This window comes from Mycobacterium gordonae, assembly GCF_001417955.2.
Taxonomy (GTDB): domain Bacteria; phylum Actinomycetota; class Actinomycetes; order Mycobacteriales; family Mycobacteriaceae; genus Mycobacterium; species Mycobacterium gordonae_B.
The window spans coordinates 118,956-141,889 of record NZ_LKTM01000361.1 but is presented as its reverse complement, the minus strand read 5'-3'; the positions used below and the strand labels follow the sequence as shown (position 1 = coordinate 141,889).

The window sequence follows — 22,934 nt, the reverse complement described above, 5'->3', positions numbered from 1 at the left end:
CCTTCGCAATCCGCAGAGCGCCGCTCAGGACCGGCGGGTGACGGCCAGCACCGACTCGGCGAGTTCGGGGCGACACACCACCAAGTCGGGCAGCTTGGGGTCGGACCGGTTGTACACCAGCGGCGACCCGTCGATGCGGGAGGTGTGCAGTCCCGCGGCCCGCGCGACCGCGACCGGTGCGGCCGAGTCCCACTCGTACTGGCCGCCGGCGTGCACGTAGACGTCTGACAAACCCTGCACGATGGACGCCACTTTGGCTCCCGCCGAGCCCATTTCGACCAACTGCCCGTCCAGCGCGTCGCGGACGGCCAGCGCGATCGCGGGCGGGCGAGTGCGCGACACCACGATGCGCGGCTTGTCCGAAGCCTCGGGCGGCGGCAGGACGTCCGGTGTCGCCAGGGTGACCCCCTGCGCGGGCAGCGCGACCGCGCCGGCGACGAGCTCGCCGGACTCCCACAGCGCGACATGCACCGCCCAGTCCTCGCGGTCGAGCTCGGAGAATTCCCTGGTGCCGTCCAGCGGGTCGACGATCCACACCCGCTCGCTGCGCAACCGCACCGGGTCGTCGGCGCCCTCCTCGGACAACACCGCGTCCTCAGGGCGCTGCCGGCCCAGCGCCTCCATTAGAAAGTCGTGAGATCGCTTGTCCCCCGCGGCTTTACGCTCGCTTGGGTCGGCTTCGGCGAACTCCGCGCGAACCCCGAGCAGCAGCCGGCCGGCTTCGGAGGCCAACTGGGCGGCCAGTGCATGGTCATTCATGGCAAGCGGGTCCCTCACCTGTCCGGGGAAATGTTGGCTACGTTAACCGACTTTACCCGGCTACGCATGGTGCGATATCACCGGTGGTGAACACGCGCGGTCAACGCAAAGGAGCAACGCCATGGACGTCCTGCGAACCCCGGACTCCCGCTTCGAGAATCTGGAGGGCTACCCGTTCGCGCCGCACTACGTCGACGTCACGGCCAGCGACACCCCGTCGCTGCGCATGCACTACGTCGATGAGGGGCCGCCGACAGGCTCCCCCATCGTGCTGGTGCACGGCGAACCCACCTGGAGCTACCTGTATCGCACCATGGTCCCGCCGTTGTCCGGCGCGGGGCACCGCGTGCTGGCACCGGATCTGATCGGGTTCGGAAAGTCCGACAAGCCGGCGAACAGAGCGGATTACACCTATCTGCGGCACGTGGAGTGGGTGACGTCGTGGTTCGAGAAGCTCGACCTGCGCGAGGTGACGCTGGTCGTACAGGACTGGGGATCGCTGATCGGGCTGCGCATCGCCGCCGAGCAGAGCGACCGCATCGCGCGACTGGTGGTGGCCAACGGGTTCCTGCCCACCGCGACCCGGCGAACACCGCCCGCGTTCTACATCTGGCGCGCGTTCGCCCGTTACACCCCGATGCTGTCGGCGGGCCGCATCGTCGCGGTCGGCACCGTCCGCAAGGTTCCGGCCCGCGTGCGCGCCGGTTACGACGCGCCGTTCCCCGGCAAGAAGTACCAGGCCGGCGCCCGCGCGTTCCCGCAGCTGGTGCCGACCTCGCCCGAGGATCCCGCGATACCCGCCAACCGGGCCGCCTGGGACGCGCTGGGCCGGTGGGAGAAGCCGTGCCTGGCCATCTTCGGAGATCGAGACCCGATCCTCGGAAAGGCCGACCGTCCGCTCATCGAGCACATCCCCGGCGCGAAGGGGCAGCCGCACGCCCGGATCAACGCCAGCCACTTCATTCAGGAGGACAGCGGACCGGAACTCGCCGAACGCATCCTGACCTGGCGGTGAACCCGTGCGCCCAGCGTGAACCCAGGGCGAGAATTCGGGCCTTTTTGCGCCCTCAGGTCACGCTCGGCGCAACAGGGGCCGATACTCAGAGCCCGAACTGGTCCTCGATGATGCCGAGCCAGATCTGCGCCGAGTCCATGGCGACCTTCTCGCTGATGAAGGCGTGCTGCGTACCGGTGTAGATGTCACGGAAGGCCCGTTCCAGACGACTGCCTTCGCGGATCGAGCTGGTCCCCGCCACCAGATGCGCCCACTCCGCGCACTCGCGCGATATGTCGGTGGCGAAGACGGCGGCGGCACGCATGTCCGCCCGCAGCATCGGACTGAGTTCGTCGCCGTCCGCGACGGCGGCCTCAGCGGCGCCGAACGCGTCCAGCACCAGCAGCCGGGCCGCCCGCCAGGCCGACACATGGTGTGCCAGACCCTTCTGAAAGGTCGGGCGGCTGGCCAACGACGCCATGTCGCTCATCCGGTATTTGGTCGCGGCCAGTTCCGCGACGTCGTCGAGCATGCTCTTGGCCACCCCCAGCGCCCACGAGGCATGACCGGCGGCGGTCACCGGCATCAATCCCATGTGCGCGGCCGGCGACTTCCCCCGGTAGGGCCGGCGGTCGAAGAGCCCGAACGTCCTGCTGCCCGGTACGAACACGTCCTGGGCGCTGTAGTCGTAGGAACCCGTGCCCTTGAGGCCCTGTACGTGCCAACCGTCGTTGAACTGAATCTCCTCCCGGGGCACCAGGGCCACCTGCATGTCGGGAATGCCCTCGCTGACCCAGCGCATCTCGCCGTTGTCCATCGGGAAGAAACCGGCGGCCACGTACTGCGAATGGCCGGTGCCCGAGCCGAAGCTCCATGATCCGCTCAGCCGGTACCCGCCGTCGACGACGACGCCCTGCCCGTTGGGGAAGAACTGGCCGCCCATGGTGACGTGGTTGTCGTGCGCGGTGAACACCTCGGCGAAACCTTCGTCGTCGAGGTAGCTGGCCGCGGCAAATCTGGACGGCAGGTTGGCGATCCCGATCCATCCGAAAGAGCCGTCCTGCCAAGCCATTTCGATCCAGGTATCGATCATCTCGGCGAGCGAGGGCTCGATGCCACCGGCCTCGGCAGGGCTCAGCGCGGTCATCAGCCCGCAGTCCCACATCTCCTCGACCACGGCGCCGGTCAGGGTGCGCAGCTGTTCGGATTCACCCGCCTCGGCCCGCACCAGATCCCGCATGCCGCGGGCGAGTGAGACGACCTGACCACCTACCTCGGTTGTCGACGTCATTGGTGATTTCCCATCGCGAATGCCGACCACTGCCGGGCCCCGACTAACGACACGTCGACCGTACGCCACAAGTTTCGGCGCGAACATCCGTGGTTATTTGAGAAGAGAAATGACGATGGAGTATCGCGAAACGCTGACTCAGCCGCTCGGCGTACTCAGTGGTCGCTACGAACTGGGCAAGGTCCTGGGCCGTGGCGGCATGTCCGAAGTCCGCGAAGGTTGGGACCTCAAGCTGAGCCGCCCAGTGGCGATCAAGCTGCTGCAATCGGGTCCGGGCGACGAGGAGGGGCCTGACACCCGGCTGCGATTCGAGACGGAGGCGCGGGCGACCGCCGCTCTCAGCAGTTCGAACATCGTGATCGTCCACGATGTCGGCGAACACCAGGGGCTGCCGTTCATCGTGATGGAGCGGCTGCCCGGCGTGTCGCTGGCCGACCACATCGCGCGCGGCCCGCTCCCGCAACCGTTCGTCAAGACGGTGCTCAACTCTGTGCTCGCCGCGCTCGCCTCGGCACACGACGCCGGAATTCTGCACCGCGACGTCAAGCCCGGCAACATCCTGTTCACCGCCGCCGGCGAAGCCAAGCTCGCGGATTTCGGCATCGCCAAGACGGCCGGTGGCGCGCACACCATGACGGGCCATGTCGTCGGCACCATGGCGTACCTGAGCCCGGACCGGCTGGCCGGGAAGCCGGCCACACCGGCCGACGATCTTTATGCCGTCGGCGTGGTGGGCTACGAGGCTCTGACCGGGCGCAGGCCGTTCCCTCAGCAGGCGTTCCCGGCGCTGGCGAACGCGATCTTGCATGAAACGCCACCGCCGATCGCCGCGCTGCGCCCCGATGTGCGACCGGAGCTGGCGGCGGTGTTCGAGCGGGCGATGACACGCAACCCAGCCGCGCGGTTCTACCAGGCGGGCGCCATGCGCGAGGCACTGAACGCCCCAGCTCCCCGCCCGGCACCGATACCCAATCGCACGCGGGTCATGCCCACGCCGGCGGGCACCTCCGCGTATATCCCGGTGGAATCCGAGCCGACACGGGTAAGTCGCAAGCTGTGGGCTGCCGCTATCGTCGCCGTGCTCCTGCTGGTGATCATGCTGATGGCGCTCGGCGCACCCTTCTCCGCACCACCACCGGCGCCGGTCGGCACGACGACGCCGCTGCCGCCGCCGACGACCGAGACGTCGGCGATTGCCAGCACGCCGGAACCAGCGCCGCCGCCGCAGGCGCCCCCCGGCAAACCCGGCAAGAAGCCGAAGGGCCCGAAGGGCGACTGATCAGTCGGGCAGGCCGAACAACTTGACCACCTCATGGTCGCGGCCGGCCAGGTAGCCGCCGTCGACCGCGATGGCCTGGCCCGACACGAACGAGGCGTCGGTGGACAACAGAAAAGCTGCCATCGCCGCCACCTCCTCGGGTCGGCCCAGCCGCTGCAGGGCGTGTTCCCTGGTGATCGCCGCCCGCGGGCCCTCCATCCCGGGGATGCCGAAAACACTTTCAGCAAGCGGTGTTTCGATGAAACCGGGGCAGATCGCATTGGCCCGGATGCCGCTCGGCCCGTAGTCGAGTGCGATGTTCTTGGTCAGCAGCACGACGCCCCCCTTGGCCGCGTTATACGAACTGCCGCCGGCGGTGCCTTCCAGGCCCTCGACGCTGGCCAGTGTCACGATGGAGCCGCGTTCGCCGGCTTCCCGGGGTTGCCCGATCATTCTGGCCAACGCGGCTTTGGCCACCAGGAACGTGGCGGTGAGGTTGATCCTGATGACCCGGTCCCATTCGGACTGCGGAAGCAGGTGTACCGGACCGCCGCCGGCCACCCCGGCGGAGTGCACCACCCCGTCTAAACGGTCGGGTACTGCGGCAAAGATCGCGGCGACCGCGGTCTCGTCGCTGACGTCGGCGGTCACGAAGTGGAATCGCGGACCCAGTTCCGGCGGCGACGCCAGATCGGCGCCGATGACGGTGCCGCCTTCGTCCAGCAGTCGCCGGGCGGTCGCCAGGCCGATGCCCGACGCGGCGCCGGTCACCACAAAAGTGCGCCCCTGGGCGCGTTGGGCGCTCACTGGCGCTCCCGAGCTGTCCTGCCAATACGGCTGACCCCTCGGCAATCGCATTGGGCAGGTAGGGGTAGTCCTACACCGCATCCCCGCGAGGTTTCGAGTTTTTCCAACCGAAAATGCACTTTCACAGCTGACTCACAAGCGCTTTGTCGCAAGCTGCCAGGATGGCGAGGAAGTTCCATCGCAGCAGCGGTCGGCTGACCTTCTCCATCAACTTGCCTCCCGCATAGCCCGGGTGGGTGTAATTGGTGAGCCAGTCGACGTGGGTGCCGTCCCCGGACGAGGTGAACGTCAGGGTGCCGCCGTCATGATTGAAGGCCGGGACCGACCGCACGATCAGGTAGGTGTAGCTGTTCGGGCGGTCATAGGCGGTGATGTCCTCCCGGAACCACATGCCGGTGCCCAGTACCTCACGAACGGCGCCGACACCGGGCCCCTTGGTGTCCTTCGTCCATGCGGACTTCAAAACCAGCGGCGCCGCAACCAGATTGGCCGGATCGGCCAGCCAGTCGAAGACTTGTTCCAAGGGTGCGGCAATCGTTCGCTGCACGTGAATCTGAACCATGGGGTTTCATGCTAAACGCCGCGCCGGGCACGGAAACGACCGTGCTTGGCATCGACGTCTTCGATGGTGAAGCCGCGCCGCGCCAGCCGTTGCGCGAACAACTGGCCGCTGACCTCGCGGTGCAACCGCGCACCGTTCTCCCGGCAGAAAACCCGGGCCTGCGGGAGGACGACGGGCGCCGCCGCATCGGAGGCCGGCGTGTAGCGGATCGTGGTTCCGTCTGCGGCGATTGCGGAGTATTCGTAGTCCAGCAGCGGCGACCATCCCTGCTTGTCGCGGACCGAAATGGCATCGGGCTCAACCCGGAACTCGCGGCCGCGCCGTATGAACGGAACGAGGTTGGCGCTGACGAGCAGCAACCCGGGCACGATCAACACGAACAGCGCATACGCGTGGGTCTTCTCCAGTTCCGCGTCGTAGGCGGAGTTGGTGAGGAGCTCGGCCGTCCAGCCTTCGACGAAGATCGCCATGTCGTGCAGCACGTCGCGTACCGTGGCGCGGCCGCTGGTCAGGTCGTAGACGATCGCGCCGATAGCGCCGACGCCACCGATGGTGAGCAACGCGCCGAGCAGCACCAGCCCCCAGCTGGTCCGGGACACGAACGTGCCAAATACCTGTGCCGCGTCGTCGATCTCCACTTTGGGGCCACCCAGCGGCCGGGCCAGGCACCAGATGCTGACGCCGACCGCCACCGCAAGGCTCAGGAATTCCACGGCCCCGAAGGCGGCCCGGTCGGAGTTGGCAACCGCGAGGCCCAGGAACGTCAGCCACGCGGCCCATCGCAGCGCCCGCTGCCAGCCGGCCACACGCCGCTCCGCTCCCCCCGGCCGAGTAGACACTCCGGGATGGTAACGCGCCGGCCAGGTCTGATGTGCACGCCGTGGCAGCGCCACGACAGGGAACGCTCAGGGCATGATTAGCGCCATGACCACCGAATCGCTCGCCGAACGCGCCCCCGCCCAGACCACGGCCTACCGGCTTGCGGCGATGTTGCTCGGCGTGGGCACCCTGCACTTTGTCGCACCCAAGCCGTTCGACGACATCATCCCGGCCGAATTGCCGTTCAGCGCGCGGTTTTACACCTACGCCTCGGGGGTGGCCGAGCTGGTGATCGGGGCGCTGCTGCTACCGCGCGGCACCCGGCGACCCGCGGCGGCCGCAGCGGCCGCGCTGTTCATCGGGGTGTACCCGGGCAACCTCAACATGGTTCGGCTGTGGTGGGGCAAGCCGTGGCCGATGCGCATCCTGGCGCTGGCCCGCCTGCCGCTGCAGTTCCCGATGATCACGGCGGCGATCAAGGTCTACCGCACCAGTTAGAGCGGAGAGCCGACGCGATGCTGGGTGCCGTCCGGGTCGACGTAGGCGAATTCCCTTAGCCCGTAAGGCGTGTCGTGCGGCGGGTGCAGCCGACCGCCGAGATCTGGCAGGGCTTTCCATTCGGCGTAGAGGGCGTCGGCGTCGCTGACGTAGAAGTACACGCTGGACGACGTGGTCAACGGGTCATGCTCGGACCATTCGGTGAGATGCAGCTGAACGGAACCCCGGTCGACGAAGCCGTAGCGTTCCGGACCCTCGTAGCCACGGGCGTCGAACCCGAGCCGGCGGTATCGGTCGAGTGCCGCGTCGAGGTGCCGTACCGGCACGATCGCTGCCGCCGAGGTGAATTCGATGTCGGACATGGCAAGAGTCTGACACCGCGCTCGAGGCCGCTTGATAACCACCGCCGATCAACGCATCGAAAACGGGTGTTGGACGGCGCGCCGGCCTCGCCGGGATGCTGAAGGCAGCACATTACGGCGAAATCAAGAGGAGGACGAAATGCTTACGCAGACAAGCACACACGTCGCATCACTGATCAACGGCGAGGTCGTGGAAGAGTCCGACCTGGGTTCGATTCAGCGGCTGACGGCCGACAACTTCCCGATCCTGCGGGGCATGTCGATCAAGCGGTTGCTGATCAACCCGGGCGCCATGCGGACACCGCACTGGCACGCCAACGCCAACGAGCTCACCTACTGCGTTTCGGGCACCGCCCTGGTCTCGGTGCTCGACACCGGCAGCCAATTCAGCTCTTTCGTGGTGCGCGCCGGTGAGATGTTCCACATCGACTCGGGCTCGCTGCACCACATCGAGAACATCGGCACCGACGTCGCCGAATTCATCATCGCGTTCCGCAGCGAACGGCCCGAGGACTTCGGCCTGGGCGCCGCATTCGGCGCGATGACCGACGCGGTGCTGGGCAACACCTACGACCTGCCGGCCTCGGACTTCGCGGCGCTGCGCCGCAGCACGACGGACCGGGCACTGGCGGCACGCTCCGGGGCGCCGGACGTGCCGGCGTCGGCGTTCTTCAACGACCCGCACAAATTCGCCGTGGAGGCGATGGCCCCGCCGGTGGGCATCGCGGTGGGCTCCGCCAGGACCGCGCGGCTGCAATACTGGCCGGCCCTCAAGGACCTGTCGATGTACTCCCTGCGCATCCGCGAGGACGGGATGCGTGAGCCGCACTGGCACCCGGTCACCGCGGAGATGGGCTACGTCAATCAGGGCGCGGCGCGCATGACCGTGATGGGGCCGGGCGGTGAGTTGGACACGTGGTACCTGCGCCAGGGCGACGTGTACTTCATCCCCCGCGCCTACCCGCACCACATCGAGGTCTTCGACGCCCCGGAGATGCACTTCTGCATCTTCTTCGACCAGCCCACTCCCGCTGACATCGGCTACCGGGCATCGGTCAGCGCCTATTCACGCGAAGTGCTCGCGGCGACGTTCAACACCCACGTCGACGACCTGCCCGACTTCCCGTTCACCAACGCCGACCCGCTGATCGTCGACCGGCGCAATCCGCTCGACGCCCACGCGGTCGGGGAGCGCTGACCCGGGCTCGACCCCGGCTCCAAGAATCCTCCAAGAATCCTCCAAGAGCCCGGCGAGACCGTGTGGTTACCAAACCGACACCAGCACGGCGGCTACCCCGGCCAGGCTCGTCAAAGGGGGAAGAACATGACCGACACCGCGCACCGACTGACGGCTGCCACGCGCAATTACCTCGCGGAGCTTGCTCCACTGCTGGACGCGTTGGCAGCCGTCGCGGTGCGCGGTGAGGCGCCGGACGCCGAACTGTCGGCCCGCGCCGCGGCGGCCGGTCCGGCGCTGTCGGCCCTGGCCGGCGAACCCGGTGACGGTGAGCCGTATTCGCGTTCGATCCTGCGGGTCGACGATCAGGTCGAGATCATGCTGGCCCGCTGGCGTCCGGGCCACGGGTGCGCGCCGCATGACCACGGCGGCGCGGGGGGTTTCGTGATCGCGGTCGAAGGCGAGTTCAGCGAACGCCGGTTCGGCTGGGCGGGAACAGGGTTGGCTGTCACCGAACAGTTTGCGCGCCAACAGGGTGGCGCCATTCCGATCTCACCGGATGTCATTCACGACATGTCCGCCCCGTCGGGCGGGCTGTCGCTCCATCTCTACAGCCCGCCGCCGGCCGGCATGCGGGTTTTCGACCTGGAACGGGCCGAGGTGCTCGAACTTGTCGGCAACTACGGTGCCTGGATTCCCTCGGGTGAGCACCCGCGCATCCCGTTTGCCGCTCTCGCGCCGCACAAGCCGCTGATCTGGGTGGCTCACACCACCAGATACCGCGGCGGATCGGCGGAATTCGCCGTGGCCGCGGCCACCATGGGCCGCGAACTGGCCGCCGCGCACCCCGAGGCGGAGGTGGTGGTCTCCGGTCTGCACCGCAAGGCCGACTTCACCGCCGAACTGGCCGGGTTCGCCGCGTCCGGCCGGGTGGTCAGCCAGCTGCACCTGATCTGCCACTCGGGAATGTACGGCCCGATGTTCGGGTCGACGGACTGGCCCGAACAGTTCTCCCCGCATGAGTGGCGGGATATGACGATCCTCTTCGCCCCGGACGGCCAGGCGTACTTCCACGCCTGCCGGACGGCGCGCTGGTTCACGCCGTTCTTCGCCGACGTCTTCGGCGTCACCGCCTTCGGCAACCACAACTACACGACCGTGTCCGCACGCAAGGACCGGTTTGCGTGGGCGGGCCGTCGACCGACGGCTCGCCCGAGTCTTTATCTGATCGCCGCTCCGGGCCGGAAATCGCACGGGTTGACCGGCAGCGTGCGCAAGTACCTGGGTTGCGCCGCCGAACCGATGGTCGAAAGCAGCCCCGCCGCAACACAACACGAACGCTCCTACGATCGTGTCGCCGATCTCTACGACCGCGCCTACGCCGACATCCGTGTCCGGGAGGCCGAATGGAAGTGGGTGGCCGGCCGGCTGGCCGCTGTCCACGCCGACCTCGGGCGCCGGGTGCGCGTGCTGGAAATCGGTTGCGGCAACGGGGCTTTGCTGCGGGCACTGGATGACAACGGCGATATCGACTTCGCCGTCGGCGTGGACAGTTCCGCCGGGATGCTCGCGCGGGCTCGCGAACGCAGCCGCGACCGGTCCCGGCTGCGCTTCGGCATGGTGAACGGGCCTGTGCTCGACGTGCCCGACAACCACGTCGACGTGGTGATCTCCTTCCTGTCCTTCCGCTACCTGGACTGGGACCCGGTGATGGCCGAGATCCGCCGGGTGCTGGCCCCCGGCGGCCGGCTGTGGGTCGTCGACATGGTGGAGCGACCGGTGCGCATCCGCGAACTGCACGTACTGGCCCGGTCGGCCGTCGCGCACCTGCGCAGCCGTCGCCGGCGTCCGCAGTTCGCCCACGACCTGGCCACCCTGACCAACCACCCGGAATGGCGGAACATGCTGCAGCACAACCCGATCCGCGCTGAACACGAATACCGCTGGTATTTCGGCAGTCGCTTTCCCGAGCGGGAGCTGCAGACCTTGACCACCACCAGGTCGGCCCGCGTGGTGGCGTTCGATTCCGGTCCACTGGCCAAGGGGCAGACCACCCCGCTGTCCTACCCGTGACCGCCATGGATACCGAAGCCTGCCTGGGCATCATCGACTGGGGCATCGGCGGCGTAGGCCTGGTCAACGCCTTGGACCGATTGGTCCCCGGACTGCCGGTGGTGTACTGGTCCGACGCTGGAGCCACCCCCTACGGACGGATGAGTGCCGACGAGCTGACCGACCGGCTGATGCGGGTGGTCACCGCGCTGGCCGAGCGCGGCGCGACGGAGGTGGTGCTGGCCTGCAACGCGGCCAGCACGGTGGTGGCCGAGCTGGGGGCGGCGCCGGTGCTTGTCGAGGGAATCATCGCCCACGGACTGGCCTCCGTGCCCGAAGACCTCACCTCGATCGGGGTGGTGGGCGGACAGCGCACCATTGACGCCGGGCACTATCAGCGCGGGTTGGCCCGACCGGGCCGGGAGGTGCTGGCCAGGGTGGCGCAGCCGTTGTCCGCGCACATCGAGGCGGGCCGCACCGGCTCCGCGCAGTTCCATGCCGACCTGGCCGACATCGTCGCCCCGTTGCGACGGGTGCAGGCGCTGGTGCTGGCCTGCACGCACTACCCCGCGGCGAGTCGGTGGTTCGCGGCCGCCCTGCCCGACGCGCGGCTGATCGATCCGGCCGAGCACCTGGCCACGGCGATCGCCTACCGCTATCCCGAAGCGGCCGGGGCGACGGAGCCCGCCGGTAAGGTGTTTCTCACCACTGGCGATCCTGATGCCATGCGCCACAACGCTGCTCGCGCATGGGGCACGCTGTTGAGCACCCGGGCGGTCCGGCGCCGCGAACGCAGCGCTCTGGCTTCTTAATCGACCGCGCGGGCCACGATGATCGGCGTGTGCACCGAGTGCACCACCGCGTTGCTCACCGAGCCGAGCAGCACTCTGGCGATGCCGCCCCGGCCACGGCTGCCCAGGACCACCAGCTGCGCGGACTTCGACTGGTTGACCAGCTCGCGGGCCGGCCGGTCACACACCACGAGTCGCTGCACGGCCACGTCGGGATAGCGTTCCTGCCAGCCGGCGAGGCGCTCGGCGAGGATCTGCTCCGACTCCTCCTGGAGCGCGGGCCAGTCCAGGCCGCCGAGGTCGAGGATCTCGACGTCGCTCCACGCGTGCACCGCTCGCAGATCGACGCCGCGACGCGATGCCTCGTCGAACGCGATGGCCGTGGCGAGCTCAGAAGCCGGGGACCCGTCGATGCCCACCAGCACGGGGGCGTCCTCGCGGATGTCGGGTTCATCGGCGGGGATGATGGCGACCGGGCAGGCCGCGCCGCGCAGCACCCCCGAGCTGACCGAACCCAGTAGCGCCCGGCCGACCGCACCGCGCCCGTGGCTGCCTACGACGACCATGTCGGCGTCTTCGGACAGTTGCACCAGCGTCGGTATGGGCGGCGACGATTTGAGCTCGGTGCCGATGACGACGGAGCCGCCGGCCGATTCCCGCGCCAGCTTGGCAGCTTCCTCGAGCACCAGCCGCGCGTCTTCTTCCTGCCAGACCGCGACGCCGCCGGGCAGCGGAATCTGCGGAAACGTCGGCACGTACGTGCTGAGCATATGGACCAAGGTCAGCGGGACGTTCCGCATCGCCGCGTCGCGGGCGGCCCATGCCACCGCTGCGTTCGACGCCGACGACCCGTCGACTCCGACGACGAGGCCCAACTTCGATGTCGTCATTTCCTTCTCCTAGCGCTCGACTCACGAAAACGCTATTGCGCGAACGCCGCTCAGTCGTGGGCCTTAAGTCCTCGACTATGTGAACATCGGGTCCTGCCAGGGTGAACGGCTAGTGCGCGGGGGGTGGGCGATAGAGTGCCGCACCGGCCACGACACCCGCGCCTGCGGCCACGAACAGCATCTGGCTGCCCGGTTGCGCGCTCCGCTGCTTGAACGCCGCAGCGAGCGCCGCGGTATGCATGCGGTGATCGTCTGCGACGCATACTTTTTCGGCGGGCAACCCCAGCAGTGTGCGCAGCGCCTCCCGGTATCGCGGGCGCGCCGGAGCGGCGATGATCAGGTCGACCTCGGCCAGCTGCACGCCCTGCCGCTCGAGGCAGGACCGCGCCGCCTCGGCGGCCACCGCCGCGAAACGATCGTCCGCGTCGGGCGACTGGCGGAACCGCAGGACATTGCGTCCGTCGGCGAATCCGACTGTTGCAGAGGATGTCTCGACATCATCGGTCGTATCGCCGGCATTGGCCCAGGACACGTCGCTCAAACCGTAGTCGGCATCGGTCCAGCCGCACAGCAGTGCCGCCCCGGTAGCGGAGAACGGGAAGTTCTCGCTCATTCCGTGACCGGGGTCGGCGTCACTGGTCACCACCAACGCGCGCTGCACGCTTCCGGTCCGCAGGAACCCGTCGACGATCTGCAGAGCGGTCAGCACGCCGCACGCGCCGTTCGCCACGTCGAAGGAGAAGGTGCCGTGGGCGTCATTTCCGTGGCCGTCGTTTCCGTGCGGATCCTCCGGGTTGGCCCCGATATCGTCCTGGATCAGTGCGGCCAGCGCCGGCTCACCCAGGTTCTTGTCGCGGTAGATGCCCGCATTGACCACCAGATCGAGTTCGTGCGGTTCGCATCCGGCGTGCCTCAGACAGTCTTTCGCCGCAGCGACGGCCAGATGCAGAGCGCTGTGCCGGCCACGCAGCCGTGGACGCGCGACGTCGACCCGATCAATCACTGTGCCCATAGCGGCTCACCAAATCCTCGTCCAGGGTCAACAAGACCACGCCGATCTCCAGGCCGGAAGCCAGCGCCAGCAGCGCTACCCGCTCGCCGGCCACGATCCGTCCGGCCTCCAGTTCCTCCACCAGCGCCACCGTGTGCGTTGTCGAGGCGGTGTTGCCGTACCGGTCGACGGTGATCACCGCATCGTGCTGCGGGCTGTCACCGAACGACTCCTTCATCCGCGTCATGCCCTTGCGGATGGCGCGGGCAGACGTCTGGTGGGTGATGACGTGGTCGATGTCGTGAATCGAAATGCCCACCGTGTCCAGCACTTCGTGCAGCAACAACGGGGTGTTGGCGATCGCGGCCTTCTGAATGGCGCGTGAGTTGGTGAACATCCGCGCCCCCGGGTCATGGCCCTGCGGATAGGCCAGGCACAGCCGGCTGTAGTCGGCGACCGTGGTGAACCCGGCGAGTTCGATACCCGCGGAGCCGGCCGGGGCCCGTTCCAGCAAGAGGGCCGCACCGGCGTCACCGAGCGTCAGGCACGCCAGTTCCTTGCTCATGATGTTGCGGATGTGCCTGGCCGCGTTCTGGCTGAGCTGCGAGATGTATTCGCCGCTTACGACCAGTCCGCGCCGTACGATGCCCTGCCGGATCCAGTTGTTGAGAATCGTTACACCGGTGAGCATTCCGGCACACGCGTTGGACACGTCGAAGGTCATCGCCCGCTTTGCCCCGACGTTGCGGGCCACCGCACCGCTCATGGTGGGCTCCAGCCATTGGGTGAGCCCGTCGCGGAATTTCGTGATGCTGCAACTGATCACCACATCGATATCCGCGGGATCCTGTTGTGCCGTGGCCAGGCAGTTCAGCGCCGCCGAGGTGGCCAGGGACAGCGAATCCTCCTCGCCGGTGGACACCCGGCGCTCGCGGATACCGGTCAGCTTCTCCAGGTCGATGTGGGTGTGATGGCGGGTGGATGCCATCAAATCGTCTGTGGTCAAGCGGGTCTCGGGAAGGTGCCGGCCGGCGCCCGCCAGTCGCGAGACATAGGGCGCCCGGGCGCCCTGCCCGTCGGTCTCCATCACCAGCCAGTGCCGTGTCATGGCGGTACCTCCTTGCGTGCGGGACGGTTAGCTCGTCAACCGCGCACCGATTCCAGCAACAGCCGGCGTTCGGCGGCCGCGACGGTGCGCCGGGTGGCCGCAGCCGCATCCGGGTTGACCGACACCGAGGTGATGCCCATCCGGACCAGGTGTTCGGCGAAGGCCGGGTTGGTCGACGGCGCCTGGCCGCACAGCGACGAGGTGATGCCGTGCTTGCGGGCCGTCGAGATGATCCGTCCGATCGCATCGAGTACCGCGCCATCGGATTCGTCGAACAGCTCGGCGCAGATGTCGGAGTCGCGGTCGACCCCCAGAACCAGCTGGGTGAGGTCGTTGCTGCCGATCGACACCCCGTCGATGCCCATCGCGATGTACTCGGGCAACCAGAACATCACCGACGGCACTTCGGCCATCACCCACCGGTGCAGGCCGCGCTGCTTGCCCAGTGGGCTCGCATCCACCTGCGCCAGGCAGGATTCCAGCTCCCACCGCGTCCGGACGAACGGAATCATCAGGTGCACGTTGGGGTTGCGTTCCCGCACCCGCGCCAGTGCCTCCAGTTCCAGGGCGAACAGGTCGGGCTCGTTGACGTAGCGGTAGCAGCCCCGGTAGCCGATCATCGGGTTGTGCTCGACCGGCTCGTAGGCCTCGCCGCCCTGCAATCCGCGGAATTCGTTGCTGCGGAAGTCGGTGGCGCGGTAGACCACCGGCCGGTGGCCGAACGCGGCGGCGATGCGGCCGATCGAGGCCACCATCGCGTCCACCAGGCCGGCCTGCTCGCCACGCGCGATCAGATCGCGCGGGTGCCGTCCCGAAAGAGCCTGTGTGAGCAGGAATTCGGCCCTCAGCAGGCCGACTCCGTCGACATCCTGCGCGGCAACCGCCTCGGCGGTGTCCGGGATCGCCAGGTTGACGTAGATCTTGGTGCCGGTGGTTTCACTGACCGTGGTGATCGGGGCGGGCGTGGCCGCCGTCACCTGCGCTGGTGCGGCGGCAGCTCCGGCGGTGACGGTGCCGCGGGCGCCGTCGACGGTGACCATGTGGCCGTCGTGCAGGATCGTCGTCGCGTCGCGGGCGCCGACCACGCAGGGCACCCGCAGTTCGCGCGCGACGATGGCCGCGTGACAGGTCATGCCGCCGGTCTCGGTCACCAGCGCCGCCGCACGGCGGATCGCCGGCAGCCAGTCCGGGTTGGTCATCGGCGCGACCAGAATCTCGTTGTCCTGCAGCCGGTTACCTTCCTGAGGCGTGCGCAGCACCCGGACCCGCCCGGACGCCGCCCCGGGGGCCGCCGGCAGCCCCCGCACCAACACACCGGATTCGCCGGAATCCTCCGATTCGTGGTCGTACAGCATGGTGATGGGCCTGGCCTGCACCAACCAGGTCTTGCCGTCGGCGATCGCCCATTCAACGTCCTGAGGGCAGCCGTGGTGGTTCTCGGTGGCGACCACGAGTTCGGCGACCCGGCGCAGCGCGTCGTCGTCGAGAACGCGCGCCTGCGCCTGTTCGGGCGTCAGGTCGACGATGACGTCGTGCCCATCGGCACCACGTTCGATCTTGAAAGCCTGGTACCCGATCGAGAAGTCGCGCACCTGCAGGGTCTTCTTGTCGACGACGTAGGTGTCGGGCTGGACCTTCCCGGACACCACGACCTCGCCGAGACCCAGCGCGGCCTCGATGACGAGGTGGTCGCGCTCCCCCGTGCTGGGGTCGGCGCTGAACGCGACGCCGGACTTCTCCGAGGCGACCATCTGCTGGATGACGACGGCCATGGCCGGGTCGGCGGTGAATCCGCGGCTGGACCGGTAGGTGATGACGCGTGGGCTGAACAGCGACGCCCAGCACTGCGTGACGGCGTCGATCAAGTCTTCGCCACCGGTGATATTGGTCAGCGTCCGGTTCATCCCGGCGAATGATGCGTCGGCGCCGTCCTCACCTGTTGCCGAAGAGCGAACAGCCACAACGCAGTTGGATCCCAACTTGGCATAGGAGTCGAGCAGCTGCGCGCGGACGTCGTCACTGACGCCCGCCTTGCTCACCAGTTTCTGCATCCGCTGGCACAGCTCGGCCAACCGGGCGCTGTTGTCGACCTGCGCCAGCGCTTCGCGGTGCAGCGCGGCGAGTTCGGCATCTACCTCGCCGGCCCGCATCGCCGCCTGGTAGCCGCCGCGCAGCAGGACGAACCCCGGTGGAACCGGCAGGCCGGCGGCGACCAGTTCGCCCATGTTGGCGCCCTTACCACCGGCCTCCTCGGCGTCGGTCAAACGCAGCGCCGAGATATCGGCGACGTAGCTGTCGGTTGTGGTCATGCGCGTTCCTTTCAGTGCAGAAGATTGACGTCGGTCGCCTGGCGCCAGGCGTTACATGCCTGTGCCACCGAAACTTTCAGCGGCTGAGAGGTGTCCAGCCGGACTGCTGACTCCCAGGCGTCGCGGCGGGCAGCCAGCGCCGCGGCGATGTCCGGGGTGGCGTCGGAGTTTCCCGCCGCCCGCTGTTCGATTCGGCCCGCCGTCGTCTCCACCGGCACGGCGCACATGATTTCCACTGCACGCGAATGGGTTTCGGCGGCCATCCGGCGGGCCTGCGCGCGCAGACCCGGGTCCTGCCACGTTCCGTCGAGGATCACCGACTGCCCCTCACCCAGGTGGATGCGGGCCCGCCGCAAAACGGTTTCGTAGACAGCGGCCACATTGTCGGGGCTGTAGAGACCGGAGTCCAGCACCCCCGGACTCCCGGAAATGGCGCCCGAATCCCGCAGTTCCCGGCGCACATCGTCGGTGGAGATGACATGCGCGCCGACCTGTTCGGCGAGTCCCCGGGCCACGGTGGACTTCCCGCTGCCGGGGTTTCCGCCGATGAGTGCCAGCCGGACGGCTCCGGCGGCGAGGTGATCCGCGGCGATCTCGAGGTGCCGGGCGGCGTCGTCGGCCGACTCCGCCCTGCCCTGCAGGAACCGCACACAATCGACCTTGGCCCGTACCCCCGCGCGGTAAGCGATGTAGAAGTGATGCAGCGAGGACGGCGCTTTGTCGCCGGTCAGCGCGACGTAGCGGGCCAGGAAGTAGTCGCCGAGGTCTTTACGCCCCAGGAATTCCAGGTCCATGGCCAGGAAGGCGGCGTCGTCGATCCGGTCGAGATGACGCAGTTGGTCGTCGAATTCGAGGCAGTCCAGCAGTGCCGGGCGGCCTTCGACGAAGAAGATGTCGTCGGCGAGCAGGTCGCCGTGGCCGTCAACGATGTTGTCCTGGTCGATCCGGCTCGCGAACAGATGCCCCCGGCCGGCGATGTATTGCGCGGCAAGACGTTCGATACGGTCGATGACTTCCCGCGTCACACCGGGAATCGCGGTGAACTGGTGCAGTTCCTTGAGGTTGGCCCGCCAACGCTGGTCCACCGCGCCGGCCTCGCCTTGGGTGCTGATCAGCGGGCTGCGCTCGGCCCCCTTGTGGAACTCCGCCAGCACGGCGGCGACAGCGTCCAGCAGGCTCTCGGCTGATTCGCCGGGCCCGGTGCCGGTGACCAGAAATGCCAGCCGATCCTGATCCCGATAGCGGCGCATGACCACGATCGGCTCATCGGCGCCTCCGGCCGGATCGGACAGATGGGCCACCCCCAGATAGGCCTCGGGCGACAAGCGGCGGTTCAACTCGACCTCCCGCCGGCAGGCATGCTCGCGCTGCTCGGTGGTGCGAAAATCGACGAAATCGGTCAGCACCGGCTTTTTGGCCTTGTACGCCCGGTCTCCGGCGAGCACCACCACGCCGGTGTGCGTCTCCCGGACATCCAGAAACGGGGCTGTAGTGGCATCGGCTGACCGTTCGGCGGTGATCGCAAACTCCATGACTTCAGACTGTCAGTCGCCGGGACGGGGCCTGCACCGGTCGCGCGACGATAACGGGCGTGCTGGTGGAGTGCAGCACCGCGTTGCTGACCGACCCCAGCAGAATGGCGCCCACCGAGCCGCGGCCATGGCTGCCCACCACCACGAGCTGCGCCGACTCCGCCTGCTCGATCAGCTGTCGGGCTGGCCGGTCACACACCACCACGCGGTGCACCGTCACATCCGGGAACTGCTCCTGCCATCCCGCCAGGCGCTCGGCCAGGATGAGATCCGCGTCCTCTTTGAAGATCGTCCAGTCCAGGCCGGGCAGTTCGACCGCTTCGATGTCGCTCCACGCATGGACCGCTCTGAGCTCGGCCCCGCGCCGGGAGGCTTCCTCGAACGCGATCGCCGTCGCCAGTTCGGACGCCGGCGACCCGTCGATCCCCACGACGACCGGGGCTCCCGTCCGGGTGTCTTCGTCGCGGATCACCGCTACGGGGCAATTCGCGCGTCGCACCACCGACGAGCTCACCGACCCGAGCAGTCCGCGCCCCAACGCCGAGCGCCCGTGGCTGCCCACTACCAGCATTTCCGCCTGCGCGGACAGCTGAACCAGAGTCGGAACCGGTGGCGAGCACTTCAGTTCGGTGGAGATCGGCACCGGCCGGGTGGCCGCACCGACGATGTCTTCGGCCACCTTGACGGCGTGTTTGAGCACCCGCCGGCCGTCCTCATCCCGCCATATGCCCATGCCCATCGACAGCGGCATCTCCGGGTACATCGGGACTGCCGCGGTCACCATGTGGACCAGCGTCAGGGGAACGTGGCGCAGCGCCGCCTCATGCGCGGCCCACACCACCGCAGCGTTCGATGGTTCCGATCCGTCCACCCCGACGAGGATGCCGTGGCGGTCAGCCATCGCGTCCATTCCGTTCTCCCTCCGTTACCGAAAACGCTATTGCCCGAACCGACCTGGGTCGTGGGGCTTTAGTCACCAAGTACAGGGACGTGCGACCTTCATTGCCTTTTCGGCGGCCAATCGGGGGCCACCCTGTGGCATCGTCACTGACGTGACCGAATGGCCCGCGACCATTGACCGGCGCTACCACGATGCAGTGATCCTGAACCTCGACGGGTTAGTCTCCGCGGCGGTTTCCGGTGGCTTTCAGGCCTCCGATTCGACCGGACCGTTGCTGCGCCGGCTACGCGACGCCGGCATCGGTACGGCCGTCTACTCGACCAACCGTGGCGGGGCACAACTGTCGAACGGCGTCATCGATCAACTGGTCGATGTCGACGCGGTCGAGCTCGCCGACGAGCAGGACTCGTCGGTGCTGACCCGGACCGCGGCCCGGCTGAAGGTCCGCCCCGACCGCTGCGCGGTCATCGAGCACGATCCCGCGGCGGTCGAAGACGCCTGCGCCGCAGGTTTCAGCCTGGTGATCGGGCTCGACCACGGCGGCGAGGAACTCACGGCGCACGGGGCCGACGCGGTCATCGCGGACCTTGCCGAGATCTCGGTGCGCAACGTGGACGCGGTGATCTCGGCCATCACCGACGCCCTGCAGGTCTACAGCCAGCTCAAGGAACTCGTCACCGCGCGCCAGCCCGTGACGTTCGTCGACTTCGACGGCACCCTGGCCGACATCGTCGGCCAGCCGGATTCGGCGAAGCTGGTGCCCGGCGCCGCCGAGGCGTTGCGGGCATTGAGCCGGCAGTGCCCGGTGGCGGTGATCAGCGGCCGGGACCTGGCCGACCTTCGCCACAAGGTCGACGTCGACGGGTTGTGGTTCGCCGGCAGTCACGGTTTCGAACTCGTCGCGCCGGACGGCACGCTGCACCGGAACACCGACGCCGCGGCGTCGATCGGCGTCTTGGTCCGTGCGGCAACACATTTGGCCGAAGAACTCAAAGACATCCCCGGCACCATCGTGGAACGCAAACGCTATGCGGTGGCCGTGCACTACCGCAACACCGATCCGCAGGCCGTCGATCAGGTGATCGCGGCGGTGCGCCGGCTCGGGCGTGCGACGGGGCTGCGCGTCACCACCGGACGAAAGTTGGTGGAGTTGCGCCCGAACGTCGCCTGGGACAAGGGCAGAGCGCTGCACTGGATCCTGGAACACCTGGCGGCGCAGGAGGATTCGACATCCACCACCGCCCTGCCGATCTTCATCGGCGACGACATCAGCGACGAGGACGCGTTCGACGCGATTCGCTTCGACGGCATGGGCATCGCGGTACGTCACCTCGAGGGCGGCGACCGGCCGTCGTCCGCGAGCTTCAGCCTCGAAAACCCGGCTGCAGTAGCCGAATTCCTGCAACGACTGGCCGATGACCTGAAAGAGGAGTCGCAGGCTCCGCACCATGCGTGGGAACTCGTCTACGACCACTACGACCCGGCGAGCGAGCGGTTGCGCGAAACGCTGTGCACCGTGGGCAACGGCTACGTCGCCACCCGGGGCTGCGCCGCCGAAGCCACCGCGTCGCAGCACCATTACCCCGGCACCTACGCGACCGGCGTCTACAACATCCTCGCCGACCAGATCGCGGGCCGGACCATCGAGAACGAGAGCCTGGTCAACCTGCCCAATTGGCTGTCCCTCACCTTGCGCATCGACGGTGGACCCTGGTTCGACATCGACCAGGCCGAAATTCTGTCCTACCGGCAGGTGTTCGACCTACGCCATGCCACGCTGTCCCGGCGGGTCCGGTTCACCGACGGCGCCGGCCGGATCACGACACTGGAACAGCAGCGCTTCGCGTCGATGCACGATCCCCACCTGCTGGCCATGAAGACCACGGTCCACCCCGAGAACTGGTCCGGCACGGTCGAATTCGAATCGCTGGTGGACGCCACCGTACGCAACACCATGGTGGAGCGCTACAAGCCGCTGTCCAGCGCGCACCTGTCCGAAGCGGTGATCGACGAGATCGCGCCCAACGGCGTGGTTCTGCGCACCGAGACCTCGCAATCGCGCATCGCGATCGCGCTGGCCGCCCGCAGCAGTGCGTGGCACGGCGACACTCCGGCCGACGCGCGCTCGGAGACCATCCGCGAGCACAATCGCGGCGGCCAACACATCGAAGTCGCGGTGTCGGCGGGCCGGCCGGTGACGCTGGAAAAGATCGTGACCATCTTCACCGGCCGGGACGCCGCCATCGCCGAACCGGTCGGCGCCGCGGCCGAAAGCCTGGACGCCGCCGGGCGTTATGACGAGTTGCACCAGGCGCACGCGCGGGCGTGGGCGAGGCTGTGGGAGCAGTGCAACATCGGCCTTTCCGACCGGGAGGGCGCGCTGCGGATCCTGCGTCTGCATCTGGTGCACGTGCTGCAGACCCTCTCGCCGCACACCGCCGAACTCGACGCCGGCGTCCCGGCCCGGGGACTGCACGGTGAGGCCTACCGCGGACATGTGTTCTGGGACGCACTTTTCATCTCCCCGGTGCTGAGCCTGCGGATGGCGAACGTGTCCCGCTCGTTGCTGCTGTACCGGTACCGGCGCCTCCCGGAAGCTCGCCGCGCGGCGCGCCGCGCCGGCCATCTGGGCGCCATGTTTCCGTGGCAGTCGGGCAGCGACGGACGCGAAGTAAGTCAGGAAGTCCATCTCAATCCGCAGTCGGGTCGCTGGCTTCCCGACGCCAGTGCCCGGGCACACCACGTCGGGCTCGCCGTCGCCTACAACACCTGGCAGAACTATCAGGTCAGCGGCGACCGCCAGTTCCTGGTGGACTACGGCACCGAGATGCTGGTCGAGATCGCGCGTTTCTGGGTGGGCCTGGCCAAGTTCGACGCCAGCCTGGGCCGCTACACGATCCGCGGCATCATCGGGCCCGATGAGTTCCATTCCGGCTATCCCGGGCGGGAATACGACGGGATCGACAACAACGCCTACACCAACGTGATGGCGGTCTGGGTCATCGTGCGGGCGATGGAGGCGCTGGACCTGTTGCCACTGCGCGACCGCCTCGAACTCGTCGCGAAGCTCGGCCTGACGACCCAGGAGCGGGAGCGCTGGGACCACGTGAGCCGTCGCATGTTCGTGCCGTTCCACGATGGCGTCATCAGTCAGTTCGAAGGCTATTCCGAACTGGCCGAGCTGGATTGGGAGGGTTACCGCCAGCGGTACGACAACATCCAGCGACTCGACCGCATTCTCGAAGCCGAGAACGACAGCGTCAACAACTACAAAGCGTCCAAGCAGGCCGACGCGTTGATGTTGTTCTACCTGCTGTCATCCGAAGAGTTGCTCGGCCTGTTCGGCAGGCTCGGCTACCACTTCGCGCCCGCGCAGATTCCCAAGACGGTCGACTACTACCTGGCCCGGACCTCCGACGGGTCGACATTGAGCGCGGTCGTGCACTCCTGGGTCCTGGCCCGCGCCAACCGCGCCAACGCCCTCGAGTACTTCCAGCAGGTGCTCGATTCCGACATCACCGACATCCAGGGCGGCACCACCGCCGAAGGGATCCACTTGGCGGCCATGGCGGGCAGCATCGATCTGCTGCAGCGGTGCTTCACCGGCCTGGAAACCCGGGACGACCGGCTGATCCTCAGCCCGCAGTGGCCGGAAGGCCTTGGGCCGATCGAGTTTCCGTTCGTCTACCGCGGTCACCGCCTGCATCTGGAACTCAGCGGGCGCAGTGCCACGCTGACCGCGGAATCCGGCGGCGCCGGGCCGATTGACGTCGAGTGCCGAGGCCGGATTCACCGGCTGTTGCCGGGCAGCACGATCGAGGTCGGTTAGACCT

Annotated in this window: 19 protein-coding genes; 7 read left to right on the top strand and 12 right to left on the bottom strand. The window is 68.0% G+C overall.

What is annotated here, in order from left to right:
• Positions 1–24: 24 nt before the first annotated feature.
• Complete coding sequence (locus AO501_RS36465) at positions 25–759, bottom strand: 3'(2'),5'-bisphosphate nucleotidase CysQ (protein WP_082658912.1); 735 nt, start codon at positions 757–759, stop codon at positions 25–27.
• Between the two features lie 121 nt (positions 760–880).
• On the opposite strand from AO501_RS36465, the gene AO501_RS29255 reads away from it, so the two are divergent.
• Positions 881–1,774, top strand: a complete 894-nt coding sequence (locus AO501_RS29255) for a haloalkane dehalogenase (RefSeq protein ID WP_055581052.1) — start codon at positions 881–883, stop codon at positions 1,772–1,774.
• Between the two features lie 85 nt (positions 1,775–1,859).
• On the opposite strand, the gene AO501_RS29250 is transcribed toward AO501_RS29255, so the two are convergent.
• Entirely contained in the window at positions 1,860–3,044 is a 1,185-nt protein-coding gene (locus AO501_RS29250; protein ID WP_055581051.1) for an acyl-CoA dehydrogenase family protein, read from the bottom strand.
• A gap of 19 nt (positions 3,045–3,063) precedes the next feature.
• On the opposite strand from AO501_RS29250, the gene AO501_RS29245 reads away from it, so the two are divergent.
• Positions 3,064–4,323: a serine/threonine-protein kinase gene (locus AO501_RS29245; protein WP_231752645.1), complete on the top strand. Its 1,260-nt coding sequence runs from the start codon at positions 3,064–3,066 to the stop codon at positions 4,321–4,323.
• Here AO501_RS29245 and AO501_RS29240 read toward each other — a convergent pair whose 3' ends face one another.
• The 3 genes from AO501_RS29240 to AO501_RS29230 all read right to left on the bottom strand — a co-directional run bounded on the left by AO501_RS29240 (position 4,324) and on the right by AO501_RS29230 (position 6,510).
• Complete coding sequence (locus AO501_RS29240) at positions 4,324–5,109, bottom strand: SDR family NAD(P)-dependent oxidoreductase (protein ID WP_055581050.1); 786 nt, start codon at positions 5,107–5,109, stop codon at positions 4,324–4,326. It lies immediately after the preceding gene.
• 121 nt (positions 5,110–5,230) lie between these two features.
• Positions 5,231–5,671 carry an SRPBCC family protein gene (locus AO501_RS29235; RefSeq protein WP_055581049.1) on the bottom strand — a complete coding sequence of 147 codons (441 nt, stop codon included), beginning with the start codon at positions 5,669–5,671 and terminating at the stop codon, positions 5,231–5,233.
• An 11-nt stretch (positions 5,672–5,682) separates the two neighbouring features.
• Positions 5,683–6,510: a hypothetical protein gene (locus AO501_RS29230; protein ID WP_156452843.1), complete on the bottom strand. Its 828-nt coding sequence runs from the start codon at positions 6,508–6,510 to the stop codon at positions 5,683–5,685.
• Between the two features lie 85 nt (positions 6,511–6,595).
• Between AO501_RS29230 and AO501_RS29225 the strand changes: the two genes are divergently transcribed.
• Positions 6,596–6,988, top strand: coding sequence for a MauE/DoxX family redox-associated membrane protein (locus tag AO501_RS29225; RefSeq protein ID WP_055581047.1), 393 nt, complete (start codon positions 6,596–6,598; stop codon positions 6,986–6,988).
• Here AO501_RS29225 and AO501_RS29220 read toward each other — a convergent pair.
• Positions 6,985–7,341, bottom strand: a complete 357-nt coding sequence (locus tag AO501_RS29220; protein WP_197419971.1) for a bleomycin resistance protein — start codon at positions 7,339–7,341, stop codon at positions 6,985–6,987. The genes AO501_RS29225 and AO501_RS29220 overlap by 4 nt on opposite strands.
• A 148-nt stretch (positions 7,342–7,489) precedes the next feature.
• Between AO501_RS29220 and AO501_RS29215 the strand changes: the two genes are divergently transcribed.
• The 3 genes from AO501_RS29215 (at position 7,490) to AO501_RS29205 (ending at position 11,391) form a co-directional block, all read left to right on the top strand.
• The gene (locus AO501_RS29215; protein WP_055581045.1) at positions 7,490–8,548 is read left to right on the top strand and encodes a cupin domain-containing protein; all 1,059 of its coding nucleotides are present in this window, start codon (positions 7,490–7,492) and stop codon (positions 8,546–8,548) included.
• 126 nt (positions 8,549–8,674) lie between these two features.
• Positions 8,675–10,600, top strand: a complete 1,926-nt coding sequence (locus AO501_RS29210) for a methyltransferase domain-containing protein (protein WP_055581044.1) — start codon at positions 8,675–8,677, stop codon at positions 10,598–10,600.
• Between the two features lie 5 nt (positions 10,601–10,605).
• Positions 10,606–11,391: a glutamate racemase gene (locus AO501_RS29205; RefSeq protein ID WP_156452842.1), complete on the top strand. Its 786-nt coding sequence runs from the start codon at positions 10,606–10,608 to the stop codon at positions 11,389–11,391.
• On the opposite strand, the gene AO501_RS29200 is transcribed toward AO501_RS29205, so the two are convergent.
• The 6 genes from AO501_RS29200 to AO501_RS29175 form a co-directional block, all read right to left on the bottom strand.
• A complete protein-coding gene (locus tag AO501_RS29200; protein WP_055581042.1) occupies positions 11,388–12,260 on the bottom strand; it encodes a universal stress protein in 873 nt (290 codons plus the stop codon). The two genes, AO501_RS29205 and AO501_RS29200, sit on opposite strands and share 4 nt — an antisense overlap.
• Before the next feature lie 109 nt (positions 12,261–12,369).
• Entirely contained in the window at positions 12,370–13,272 is a 903-nt protein-coding gene (locus tag AO501_RS29195) for a 3-oxoacyl-[acyl-carrier-protein] synthase III C-terminal domain-containing protein (protein WP_055581041.1), read from the bottom strand.
• Entirely contained in the window at positions 13,256–14,359 is a 1,104-nt protein-coding gene (locus AO501_RS29190) for a 3-oxoacyl-ACP synthase III family protein (RefSeq protein ID WP_055581040.1), read from the bottom strand. Before AO501_RS29190 ends, AO501_RS29195 begins: the two co-directional genes overlap by 17 nt.
• A 35-nt stretch (positions 14,360–14,394) precedes the next feature.
• A complete protein-coding gene (gene ppsA, locus AO501_RS29185; RefSeq protein WP_055581039.1) occupies positions 14,395–16,668 on the bottom strand; it encodes a phosphoenolpyruvate synthase in 2,274 nt (757 codons plus the stop codon).
• An 11-nt stretch (positions 16,669–16,679) separates the two neighbouring features.
• Positions 16,680–18,200, bottom strand: coding sequence for an AAA family ATPase (locus tag AO501_RS29180; RefSeq protein WP_055581038.1), 1,521 nt, complete (start codon positions 18,198–18,200; stop codon positions 16,680–16,682).
• Between the two features lie 4 nt (positions 18,201–18,204).
• A complete protein-coding gene (locus AO501_RS29175; RefSeq protein WP_055581104.1) occupies positions 18,205–19,110 on the bottom strand; it encodes a universal stress protein in 906 nt (301 codons plus the stop codon).
• A 142-nt stretch (positions 19,111–19,252) separates the two neighbouring features.
• Between AO501_RS29175 and otsB the strand changes: the two genes are divergently transcribed.
• Positions 19,253–22,930 (top strand): trehalose-phosphatase, encoded by a 3,678-nt coding sequence (gene otsB / locus AO501_RS29170; protein ID WP_231752644.1) that lies wholly within the window; start codon positions 19,253–19,255, stop codon positions 22,928–22,930.
• Positions 22,931–22,934: the final 4 nt, after the last annotated feature.

Excerpts from the sequence above, each read along its gene's own strand:
- AO501_RS36465 (WP_082658912.1), bottom strand. The coding sequence starts at position 759 with ATGAATGACCATGCACTGGCCGCCCAGTTGGCCTCCGAAGCCGGCCGG.
- AO501_RS29255 (WP_055581052.1), top strand. The coding sequence starts at position 881 with ATGGACGTCCTGCGAACCCCGGACTCCCGCTTCGAGAATCTGGAGGGC.
- AO501_RS29250 (WP_055581051.1), bottom strand. The coding sequence starts at position 3,044 with ATGACGTCGACAACCGAGGTAGGTGGTCAGGTCGTCTCACTCGCCCGC.
- AO501_RS29245 (WP_231752645.1), top strand. The coding sequence starts at position 3,064 with ATGCCGACCACTGCCGGGCCCCGACTAACGACACGTCGACCGTACGCC.
- AO501_RS29235 (WP_055581049.1), bottom strand. The coding sequence starts at position 5,671 with ATGGTTCAGATTCACGTGCAGCGAACGATTGCCGCACCCTTGGAACAA.
- AO501_RS29225 (WP_055581047.1), top strand. The coding sequence starts at position 6,596 with ATGACCACCGAATCGCTCGCCGAACGCGCCCCCGCCCAGACCACGGCC.
- AO501_RS29215 (WP_055581045.1), top strand. The coding sequence starts at position 7,490 with ATGCTTACGCAGACAAGCACACACGTCGCATCACTGATCAACGGCGAG.
- AO501_RS29210 (WP_055581044.1), top strand. The coding sequence starts at position 8,675 with ATGACCGACACCGCGCACCGACTGACGGCTGCCACGCGCAATTACCTC.
- AO501_RS29205 (WP_156452842.1), top strand. The coding sequence starts at position 10,606 with ATGGATACCGAAGCCTGCCTGGGCATCATCGACTGGGGCATCGGCGGC.
- AO501_RS29200 (WP_055581042.1), bottom strand. The coding sequence starts at position 12,260 with ATGACGACATCGAAGTTGGGCCTCGTCGTCGGAGTCGACGGGTCGTCG.
- AO501_RS29195 (WP_055581041.1), bottom strand. The coding sequence starts at position 13,272 with ATGGGCACAGTGATTGATCGGGTCGACGTCGCGCGTCCACGGCTGCGT.
- AO501_RS29190 (WP_055581040.1), bottom strand. The coding sequence starts at position 14,359 with ATGACACGGCACTGGCTGGTGATGGAGACCGACGGGCAGGGCGCCCGG.
- ppsA (WP_055581039.1), bottom strand. The coding sequence starts at position 16,668 with ATGACCACAACCGACAGCTACGTCGCCGATATCTCGGCGCTGCGTTTG.
- AO501_RS29180 (WP_055581038.1), bottom strand. The coding sequence starts at position 18,200 with ATGGAGTTTGCGATCACCGCCGAACGGTCAGCCGATGCCACTACAGCC.
- AO501_RS29175 (WP_055581104.1), bottom strand. The coding sequence starts at position 19,110 with ATGGACGCGATGGCTGACCGCCACGGCATCCTCGTCGGGGTGGACGGA.